This is a genomic window from Polyangium jinanense, from assembly GCF_028435365.1.
This window is the reverse complement of sequence record NZ_JAGTJJ010000071.1, coordinates 43878-52075: the sequence shown is the minus strand read 5'-3', so window position 1 is coordinate 52075 and position 8198 is coordinate 43878. Positions and strand designations below refer to the sequence as shown.

Below are 8198 nucleotides of genomic sequence, written 5' to 3'. Positions count from 1 at the left end.
GCGATGCGCAGTTCTTCCAACAGGCCGGTGGCAAGACCAAGGACGGCGTTGCCAGTCGGCAGCGCGGCTGTCTTGATGGGCAGGGTCGTCGTTGGTCTTGACCTGGCCTGTTCGATGAACTGCGCATCGCGCAGTTCATCGACCCCGGGTCCAGCGCTTGCGCTGGTCCGGGTCCAGGGGCGGACAGCCCCTGGTGGGGCCTGGGGCAACGCCCCAGCGCAGCGCCCCCCAAAGGCGGGCGCGCGAGGTTGGACGGGACCGGCGTCGAGGCGGGTGCTACCCTCGGACGCACCGTGGGAATCGCGCTCGTGACGCTCGCAGTGGTTGTGATGCTGGTCCAGCTCGGGATCACCGTCCGGCTGTGGAGGAGCGACCTCTACACGCGTGGGCAGAAGATCGCGCAGAGCGCGATGATCTGGCTGCTGCCTGTCGTGGGCGCGATCGTCGTCTACGTGGGGCTCCGGCACACCGAGGACGTGCCTCGTTTGAAGCCGAACTCCGAGGGCGGCGAACATCAATCGCTCTGGTGGACGAACCACGACCCGTAGCGGCACCGCCTCGACAACATCAAGAGGTGCGAGAGCGCGTGCAGCGTGCTCGTTTCCCCCGGCCGCCTCCCTCGGGCTTTCCGCCCTTCTTCTCCTGCTCGGCGCGCTCTGCATTGAGCACGAAGAGCTTATCGATGACCTCGTCCTCGAACCTTTGTTGCGCGGCCCGGTCCTCGTCTGAGAGGGCGCAATACGGGGGGACGGGGAGGTCGCTCCAGCCGTAGGCGGCGAGGACCAACTGGTCCATTTCCTCGTGGAGGGCGCGGAGCTCGAGGATGCGGGGATCCTCGCAGGAGGGATCCTTCAGGGCATTGTAGTTTTTTGTCAGGCCCTGGCTCGTGTCGACCATGAAGCGGGCGCGGGTCTCGTAGAGTCGTTCGCCGATGGATTCGAGGGAAGGGAAGACGGTGCGGGGGTCGGGGGCAGGGAAGGGGAAGGTCTCGAAGCAGTCGGAGGCGGAGTAGCGGAGGTCCGTCTTCATCGAGGAGGAGAGGAGACGGGCCCAGGGTTCGTGGATGCGGGATTGAAGCGTCGCGAACGCCGCAAAACAATCGATGGGGAACACGCAGAGCTGCTCGCTGAATACGCGGCTCGTCGGCTGGAATGCGAGCATCATGTGCTTGCTGACGCGTGCCGTGGCAAGACACCGCGAGAGCGGGGCGATCGCGGCATACAGGGCAGGGGCGACCTCTCCAAATCTCCACCAGTGGATACGGCGCACGTCGCGGTTGTTCTTATCGCGCTCCGGCTTCACCTTCTGGCGCACGATCTCGATGAGGTCCGGCCACGTCTCCGCCTCCTCCAGGGTCATTTGACCGAAGTTGATCACGAATCGATCGAAGGATTGCGTTGGACGGGTGTTGACCTCTTCGCCCCCGAGATACGGGAAGATGCGCTCGGCGTTTCTGCGGTCGCGTGTGACCAACGCGTCACGCTCTTCTGGGGTCAGCAAGAATCCCTGTCCGTACGTCTTGCTCCCGAGAAAACTCATGGAGGCGTTGCTGGACAATACGACAGGATCGGGTCGCTCCGGCGCCGGGCGAAGTCGAGAGTTGACGGCGACGACGCGACGTCCGTTGAGCATCGCATGTTCCGTCCGCCCGCGTCCAACGCCGAGGTGAACGACACTCACCACGACAGCGGCATCCCCAGGCCAAACCCAATCGACATCCGCCGAGCAAACGGCAAAACCGTTCGCGAGGAGATATCGTAGCCCCGTGGATCGCGTATCCCCCTGACCGATGGTATTGGTCGTGATGAACCCCATCACCCCATTCGCGCCGATGTGACTCGCTGCGCGACGAAAGAAGTGCGCCACGATATCCGAGTTGCCGTGCGCCCCTTCGTGCGACGCGAGCAGCCAATCTCGATACCCCTCGCCGAACTCCGACGAAATCCCGCTTCCCCCCTTGAACGGCGGATTTCCCACGAACGCATCCACCCAAGCCGTCCCCGTGACGCGATTCCCCTCCAGCGGATCCGGCCTCCCCGGCCCGAACACCTCCGGAAACTCGATCATCCAGTGGAACGGCACCTGCGTCTGCCGCACCTCCGCCTGCATCGTCCGCAACTCCGCGAGGATCTCCTCCGCACCGGAAACATCCCCCCGCTTCTCCGCGGCGAGCCACGCCGTGACCCGGCCCAGCCGAAGGTCCCGCTCCTTGTCCCGCTCCTTGTCGTTTTTCTGCGAAAAAAACGCCCCCACCACGAGGTCCGCGATCAGCCGCACCCGCCCGAGCGCATCCTCCGCGTCGAAGAGCAACCGCTCCTTCTCCCGCTGCGCCTCGTACGTCCCCTCGATCGCGAGGTCCAGGATCCGCTTCCGAATCCCGCTCGCCTCCTCCAGCGCCTCCACGAGCAATCCCGCGGAGTGCTCCACCTGCGCCCTCGGTTTCCAGTGAAATGCCCGGACCTGGTCGAAGCTCAATCCCACCAGCGAATCCCCGTGCCGGATCGCATGGTCCACAAAGGTGAATGGCTCGTTCCGCGCCATCGTCACGAGCCAGAGCGAGAGCCGCGCGAGCTGCACCGCGTACGTATTCTTGTCGACCCCGTATAGGCACCGCTGCGCCACGAGCCGCCGCGCGTGGTTCACCACGTCCTCGTGCGCGCTCGCCACCTTCTCCGGCGCCCCCTCCCGCGTCCACGCCGCGACCACCCGATCCGCGAGGTACCGGCACGCCGCCACCAGAAACGCGCCCGATCCCACGGCCGGATCACAAATGACGAGGTTCAGGAGCGCCTCCGAGCTCGGAGCTTCGCCCATGGCCTTGATCAAGGGCGCGAGCGTCCGCGCCACGATCGGCTCGGTCAGTTCGCGTGGGGTGTAGTGGCTGCTCGTGCGCCGACGCTCGGGACCTGGCTGGATCACGAGCGTGCCCACACTCGCGCGCTCGGGCGTGCGGCCGCTCAATGGTTCGAGCGCCGCGAGCGCCTGGTCCGCCGTCTTCGTGGACTTGACGGCCTCGGCGATCTTCGCGGCGACGGCCTTGTCGAAGGCGAGCTCGTCCTGGAGCCAGCGCTCGCGCTGATTCGCGGGGACGGCGAGCAGCGGCCCGGCCTCGACCCAGACGCGCGCCATGCCTTTTTTGCGGTCGAGCTTGATGCGGACGGCGCCGCTCTCGATGCGGCGCACGGAGAAGCCCATCAGCGCCTCGTAGACGCTGCCAATCTGCTCGACGTCGAGTGCCTTGTACGAGAGGCGCTGGCCCCCGAGGTAGAGGAGCTTTTCGAGGACCGAATACACCGTGCCGTCGTCGACGCTCGGGAGCGACAGGGCCGCGCTGCCCTCGGGGCGAAAGCCTTCGAGGAATGGATAAACGTTCGGATCGAAGAGCTGGCCGCGGCGGGGCGGGATGCGGAGGTCGCGATGGGTGACGCCGAGGAAGACACCACGGAAGAGGGCGACGAGGCGCGGATACGCCCCGAAGCGGCGGTGTATCGTGTCGGGGTATTTTCCGTGGTCGGACTGGAGCGCCCCGAAGAGGCGGAGGAGGCTGTAGTTCTCGGCGAAGAGGGGGTTTTCCATGGGGAGGAGGCCCCACTCCTCGCAATAAAGCAAAAAGACGAGCCGGAGCAGGAGCGTGAGCAGGCCGGCATAGAGGTGGTCGTCGTCGCGCTCGAGGGCGGCGCGGAGGGCATGCGTGCCGTCGCGCTCCTCGGCGGCCGAGAAGCCGGCGAGCAGGACTTCGAGGGCTTCAAAAACCTGGCGGGAGAGATCGGTGGTGACGTCGGCATTGCGCTTGGGTGAAGGGGCGTGCATCGAGGTCGGAACGGCCGCGAGGACCCGGCGAGAGGAACAGGACGTTACACCGCGAAGGGATGTCCGGGAAAGAGCTTCGCGGGGATGGGTCCCAGGCCCAGATGGCGACCCGCCCTCGTTATGCCTGGCCGCCTGCCCCCGTCACTGATCCTCGCTCCAGGTCGGGGCCACATGAAAGCCTGCCCCCCGAAGGCTTGTATTGTTTTCCTGGAGAAGCGCAGCTCGGAGCGGCCCCGTCTGGGTATCGATGCTCTCCCGGATGTTGTCGAGGCGCGGCCCCATGAAATCCTTGATCACCTGCTCCTTCGTTGCCCGGAGAACAGCAAACAAGCTATTGTATTCGGTCTCTTCGGCCTCCAGACCACGGATCAACGAGCCAATCTTCACCACTCTCCCACCGTCCATCCGGACGGTCGGAACGACCCGGGTGCCGTCCGGCAGCGACATCCCGGCCCCTCCGCATACCGCCCAAAGCACGCGGCGTTGACCGGGCGGAACGACGATCTGTGAGAGCGAGTAGTACGCCTGATGCTCGCTGAGCTTGCCAGTCTGCTGATCCTCGTACCCCACGAGGGTCGTGCCGTAATCGACCTGAAGCGGTGCGTTCCTCGGCGCGTGGACGCAGAACGCACCATGGAAAAGAATCCTGGTCAGCCAGTAGGGGGTCTGCGTCGACCCGCCATTGCAATCCGGGACAATATCCCCGTCCATCACGGCATGCCTTGGCTTGGATTCTGCCGCTCCCGGTTGGGACGTCTTGGCGTTCGCCGAGGCGACCGTCGACGAGTCCGGTTCGGCAGCGGGTGCGGGGGCCGCCACCAACATCCCGAGGACCACGGCGAGCCCAAAGCCTCTTTGAAGTGTCCGGCCCATCGTCTCGTTTTTCATGACCCTACTCCAGCATCCCGCTGCAATCACGCGCCGAGGCCTCAGGCTGGTCGTACGGCAAGGTCGCCGGGATATGGCTGCAGGACGCGCCTCCGTCGAGGAACCTCTTCGCGACCGCGAGGCATTCATAATAACAAAGCGACTGGAACTTGCCGCACACCGCGACGGCGCAGCGATGCAATTCATTCTCCGGGTGCTCGTACCACTTCGGAGGTGTCTCCCTCGACACCGCGCTGCTCGCGGAGGATACCTGGGCGTAGCCCGTGAGCGGTGCGGTTGTCTGGGGAGGTTTGATCCCGCGAGGGCGCATGTCGATTGCGATCTCCTCCAGGTCGTCCAGGTTCACCCGCTTCTTGCGCGCGATCTTCTCCGCGACTTCACGCTTGAGGGGCGAACTCCGCCTCTCGTACAGGACTCCCGCCGACGTGGAGAGCTCCTGGGGCAGCACGATCTTGGTCTTCGGCCAGATCGTGCCCGTACCGAATGGCTTGGGCGGCTCGCCACGCTTGCTCGCGTCACGCGCATACTTACCGTACGCGTCGCGCAGAATGGCCTCATTTCTCTTGAAAATCAGCTTGAAAGCCGCCGGATCCCCGTAATATCGTGTTGCCACCACGTAGAGCGTGTCGGAATCGGTGATCTCGTACACGATCTCGTTCGTCTGGCCTGCGCTCGCGGCGCTCCAGGTGCCGGCGACGAGCATGGCGACCATCAAGGCGCGCCGAAAGATCCTCATTCGAATCATTGGTCTCCCAAACCTCCCATGTTGCTCATTTGGCAACCGACACGACTTCGCCCGACGCCTCGTTCACCCAGTACACGCGGGTCGCGTCGACCGCGATGCCCATCGGACGCTGCTGCGCGGATGCGAGCAGCACGGGCTCCCGCTCGCCATCGATGCGTGCCTTCTTGACCATTCCGCCGTCGTTCGTCCAGTACACCCACGCCTCGTCGACGGCGACGCAGCGTGGCCCTGGCTCGTTCGCCGCAAGGACCTCGCTCGGGCTGTCACGTCGCGCGATCGATATGGTGCCAGACCCATTCGTTTCACGCGACCAGACCACGACCTCCTCGCGAGGGTCGACGGCCACGGCAAACGGCTTCTCCTGGTTCTCGGCGACGAGCCAGGGTTCGCCCCGCTCCTTGAAGGACCAGCCCCAGATGCTGCCGCCATTCTCCGTTCGCGCGAAGTAAACGCCCCGACGCCCGGTGGCGAAGCTGAAGGGGTTCGGGTCGGCACTGTCGTACTCGAGGAGCGGTTTTTTCCCGAGCTCTTTCCGCGCGCTGAAAAGTGTTCCCTTCCCGGTGGTCGCGTTCTGGAAGAGGAAAAAGGCGCCACCTTCCGAGGACGCAAGCCCCGCGATCTGCTGCTCGGGATGGAGCCATTGCACCAGCGATTTTCGCGTGGCTGTGACGGAGTCTATCGTGAGCAAGCTCTTGGATGACGTGTCCGTCCAATACCAGCGGCCGATGTCGAACGCGATGCGTGTCGGCGCGCCGCCCACGGACATCGGCGCCGCGGTGCCTCCGCCTTTTCGCATGCGCCAGGCCTTGCCCTGTCTGGGAACCGTCCATGCCACGAGGCCGTCCACGTCGTCGTCCACGGCGACACTGAGCGCGCCAGGCTCGTACGTCCCGAGGACGATCGGCTTGCACCGCCCGCCTTCGAAGGCCTCCGGCTTCGCCTGCGCGTCGACTTCGCATCCATCGGCGGGATCGCCGTTGCAATCGTGACGCCCGGGTTCGCAGGCAGCCTTGCAGATCCCCTCCTGGCACGTCGCGCTGTCGCCCACGATTGCTTTGCACCCGCGTCCACAGGTGCCGCAATGAGCGGCGCTGGATACGACGTCCGTCTCGCAACCGTTGACGGAATTACCGTCACAATCCATGAAGCCTGGCTGGCACAGGGATACACACTGGCCAGCAACGCACGCGATGCTGCCGTGCTCGTTCGTGCATGCGTTGCCGCACTTCCCGCAGCTTCCGGGAGCCCCGAGATCGGCCTCGCAACCGTTCGCCGGTTCCCCGTCGCAATCGGCGAAGCCCGCCGCGCATACGGGCGCACAAAACGCACCGACGCAGCTCGTCGAGCCGTGCTCGTTGACGCATCTTACCCCACAAGCGCCGCAACTCTCGACGCGCGTGAGATCCGTCTCGCATCCGTTGAGCATGGACCCATCGCAGTCACCCTTTCGTGGATCGCACATCGGCGCGATGACGTTCGGGCGTGCGCTGGCGGTGACGAAGATTCCGGCGATGACGAGGGATGCCGCCACTCCGCCGGTCCAGATACGCCGCTTGGAAACGGGCCGCGCCGGTGCTGGCGGCGAAACACGCGAACCATCCGGGAGAGCGTCGAAGGCGGCGCCAAACTCGGCAGCCGACTGAAACCGCATGCTCGGGTCTCGCTGAAACGCTATCCGAAAGAATGCGTTCACCTCGCCCGGAAGGTGGGAGATGGGCGGCGGACCATCGGAGGAGAGCAGAACGAGCCGTGCGACATCGACGTGCGCCGGTCCTGCGAACGGCAACTTCCCCGTGAGGAGGCGGTAGAGGACAGCCGCGAGGGACCAGAGATCACTCCTGAAATCGACGCGGTTGGAATGGCGCCATTGCTCCGGGCTCATGTAGCTGACCGTGCCCATCGCCATGTTCTCTTGGGTCAGCTCGTCGTGGTCGCTGACGATGATCTCGGTTCCGGGCTCCACCATCGGCTCGACGAGCTTCATCAACCCGAAATCGACGATCTTGACCTTGCCCTCGATGCAGTAAATGTTCCCCGGCTTCAGGTCACGGTGAATGACGCCCGCCGCGTGGGTCGCCTGCAGCCCTTTGCATAGCTGTCTGCAGATCGACTTCACCGTCGGTATCGGCATGGGCCCCTCGCGCTCGAGCCGCTTCGCGAGGCTCTCCCCCGTCAGGAGCTCCATCACCAGGAAGGGAACCAGCTCGTCGCCATACTCGAAGCACCGGAGGACGTACTCGCTGTCGATCAGGCAGAGCGCCTGCGCTTCCCGGCGGAATCGCTCGAGATCATCCGCTGCCCTTGTCCTCGGGATCTTGATCGCAACCTTCAGGTGAAGCTTCGTATTTATCGCCTTCCAGACCTGCCCGAAGGCTCCCTCGCCCAGCTTGAAGATCAGTTCGAACCGACCGGCAAACGTTTTGCCAGGACGGAGGTCGACCGGCTGGATGCCATTCATGTCATCCGTCGGGAGCTTGATGGTGGGCGGGCTGGTGTCCTCGCCAATGGCCGTGCTCATGCTCGCGCCACAAGCCTTGCAGCAAGGTGACGAGGTGGCCAAAATTTCGATGCATTCACAAAACCGGGCGTCCGATGGCGGTTCCTGAGGGGGGTACGGATACGCATTTCTGCGTATGGACAACCGGACGATGACGTGCATGCAGGCGAAAGCCGTCCCGATGACACGCGACACGGTCGACGATGGGTGAAGGGCCCCACGACTCCTCACCCGCGTAGGCTCGTTCGTGCATCCGAT

At 64.8% G+C, this 8198-nt stretch carries 5 protein-coding genes; 1 reads left to right on the top strand and 4 read right to left on the bottom strand.

The features are described from left to right. The first annotated feature begins 293 nt into the window (after positions 1-293). A complete protein-coding gene (locus KEG57_RS48455; protein WP_272428055.1) occupies positions 294-548 on the top strand; it encodes a hypothetical protein in 255 nt (84 codons plus the stop codon). Positions 549-567: 19 nt separating this feature from the next. Here KEG57_RS48455 and KEG57_RS48450 read toward each other — a convergent pair whose 3' ends face one another. The 4 genes from KEG57_RS48450 to KEG57_RS48435 form a co-directional block, all read right to left on the bottom strand. After that, complete coding sequence (locus KEG57_RS48450) at positions 568-3810, bottom strand: DNA methyltransferase (protein WP_272428054.1); 3243 nt, start codon at positions 3808-3810, stop codon at positions 568-570. Positions 3811-3951: 141 nt separating this feature from the next. Beyond that, the gene (locus KEG57_RS48445; RefSeq protein ID WP_272428053.1) at positions 3952-4698 is read right to left on the bottom strand and encodes a hypothetical protein; all 747 of its coding nucleotides are present in this window, start codon (positions 4696-4698) and stop codon (positions 3952-3954) included. A gap of 4 nt (positions 4699-4702) precedes the next feature. Next, positions 4703-5434, bottom strand: a complete 732-nt coding sequence (locus KEG57_RS48440; protein WP_272428052.1) for a LysM peptidoglycan-binding domain-containing protein — start codon at positions 5432-5434, stop codon at positions 4703-4705. Between the two features lie 34 nt (positions 5435-5468). Then, entirely contained in the window at positions 5469-7961 is a 2493-nt protein-coding gene (locus tag KEG57_RS48435; RefSeq protein WP_272428051.1) for a serine/threonine-protein kinase, read from the bottom strand. Positions 7962-8198 lie beyond the last annotated feature (237 nt).